This is a genomic window from Algibacter sp., assembly GCF_049667265.1.
Lineage (GTDB): Bacteria > Bacteroidota > Bacteroidia > Flavobacteriales > Flavobacteriaceae > Algibacter_B.
The window spans coordinates 1-2,275 of the sequence record NZ_JBATHX010000333.1 but is presented as its reverse complement, the minus strand read 5'-3'; the positions used below and the strand labels follow the sequence as shown (position 1 = coordinate 2,275).

Sequence of the window (2,275 nt, the reverse complement as noted above, 5' to 3'; positions counted from 1 at the left end):
ATGCTGAAAAAGAATAAAACGATTATTGCGTTATCACTAATTCCACAATTTTTACTTGTGAAATTACTTGCGAATAATCCTGAATTTGTGGAGCAGTATTACAGTAATGGTTTGTATCCCGTAATTTCGAAAATGTTTAGGTTTACATTGGGTTGGTTGCCGTTTTCGTTTGGCGATTTGGTGTATACATTTGGGAGTTTATATGCGCTACGATGGTTTTATAAAAACAGAAAACGGATACGAAAGGATACTAAAAATTGGTTTGTTGATGTTTTTGCTGCTGTTGCGATAATTTTTGGGGCGTTTCATTTGTTTTGGGGCTTGAATTACTACCGTTTGCCATTGCATGAAAGTTTGAATTTAGAACATGATTATACTACGGAACAGCTGGTGCAGGTAACTAAAGCATTGATTGAAAAATCGAATAGTTTGCATGCTGAACTTTCTGTAAACGACACGATAAAAGTTGATATTCCGTTGACTAAATCTGAAATTTTTAAAATGACACCTTCGGGATATGATAATTTAACGGCCCGTTTCCCGCATTTAGAATACCACCCGAGAAGTTTAAAAAAATCAATTTACAGTTACCCATTAACCTATATGGGTTTTAGTGGGTATTTGAATCCGTTGACAAATGAAGCACAGGTGGATGGGTTAATTCCTGTTTATAAATTCCCGACCACCTCGGCTCATGAAGTTGCACATCAGTTAGGTTATGCAGCTGAAAATGAAGCTAATTTTATTGGTTTTCTAGCAACTACGAATAATGATAATATTTATTTTAAATACGCAGGCTACACCTTTGCTTTGCGCTTTTGCTTGAATGAAATTTATAGGCGTAATGAAGCTCTTTATGAAAGCATTATTGAGTCTGTAAACCCGGGTATTTTAAAAAATTATAAAGAAGTTCGAGATTTTTGGGAAGCCCATGAAAATCCTGTTGAACCTTTTTTTAAAATATTTTATGGTAATTTCTTAAAGGCTAACAGTCAAAGTAAAGGCATGCAGAGTTACAACTATGTGGTGGCTTTGATTGTTAATTATTTTGAGTTTGAAAATTTATAGTGGGTGTTTGCAAAGGTTTTTGGGTGAAGTTTTTGTATTTTAGATGTAATTATTATTTTTTTAAGCTTTTGAAGCAAGTATTAATCGTGTTAGCACTTTTTTTCTGTTCGCATTTGTTTGCTCAGCAAATTGCTAATAAAGATGATTCTAAACTTCCATCATTAATTTTATTGAAATACCCAAATATTACAGATGCGCTTACCTCAGCAAACAACTTAAAAAATGACTCATTTTCGTTGCTTGAAACCAATGATTTTCAAAACATTTACTTTTTTATAAATAATAGTCGCCGTGCAAACAGACATTTTGTTTGGTCTCAATCAGGACAAATAAATTTAAGCAAAGAATTGCTAAAAATTACACATAGATACCCTGGTGATGGTAGTAACTTAGTAATTGATGCAAAAGGTTTATTGGTGCCTTAGACCAATTATCACTATAAATAACAATTGGTATTAATCCACAATAGTCGCGCCTGCTGGTGCTTCAAAAATATTTGCTTCTGGTTTTTCCTTTGAAACTTTCGTATTGATGAATTGGGTTTCGCCTTTTACGGTTGTGGGTAAATTGTTTTCATAATTATAACTCACTATCGTTTCTGGCAATAATAAACCATTCACTTCATGCCAATTGTTATAACGTCTAAAATGAAGCTCTTTTCCTTTTTCTTTCGAGAAGAATGTTACCGTGTAGCCTAACCATTCCATTTTATATGTTTCTGGGTGATAATATAAAACGTATTCATCTTCTGATGATTCTCCTACGCCACTTTCATAAGAAATATTTATTCCAGGATATGTAACGCCTTCAAATACTAATGGTTCAGCCTCGCCATAAATAATGCCATCATCGGCCAAAATAAACGGCATGGCATAAAAATAAAACATCAAGTTGTAGTAAAACCTTGGATTCCCACCATACAATGTATAGGCTTCTGTGCCTTTATTTTTTAGCCAAACATTTTCACCATCAAACCCAATTGTATGATTTGGCATTTCAATTATAGATTTTCTATTTTTCAAATCGGTTAAAGTAACCTCATCGCCGTCAGGTTTTTGCATGGTGAACTCTAACGATTTCATGGCATTCCATTTATCTAATCCACCGTGTGCATCAAATACTTTTGTAATGTTTTCTGGATAAATACTTGTTGTTACATCTAGGTTTTCTTCTGAATAATCAACGGTTTGAGTTGTTTTGTTTTTAC

General features: G+C 33.4%; 3 protein-coding genes. 2 read left to right on the top strand and 1 reads right to left on the bottom strand.

Going from position 1 to position 2,275, the window contains the following annotated elements; genetic code table 11:
- Both WBN21_RS11870 and WBN21_RS11865 read left to right on the top strand, forming a co-directional pair.
- Positions 1-1,068 (top strand): DUF3810 domain-containing protein (locus WBN21_RS11870; protein WP_424200553.1); only part of this gene is annotated, 1,068 nt, incomplete at its 5' end.
- 68 nt (positions 1,069-1,136) lie between these two features.
- Positions 1,137-1,493, top strand: coding sequence for a hypothetical protein (locus WBN21_RS11865; protein ID WP_424200551.1), 357 nt, complete (start codon positions 1,137-1,139; stop codon positions 1,491-1,493).
- Positions 1,494-1,523: 30 nt separating this feature from the next.
- Here WBN21_RS11865 and WBN21_RS11860 read toward each other — a convergent pair.
- A partial coding sequence (locus WBN21_RS11860; protein ID WP_424200549.1) for a DUF6503 family protein occupies positions 1,524-2,275 on the bottom strand: 752 nt, incomplete at its 5' end.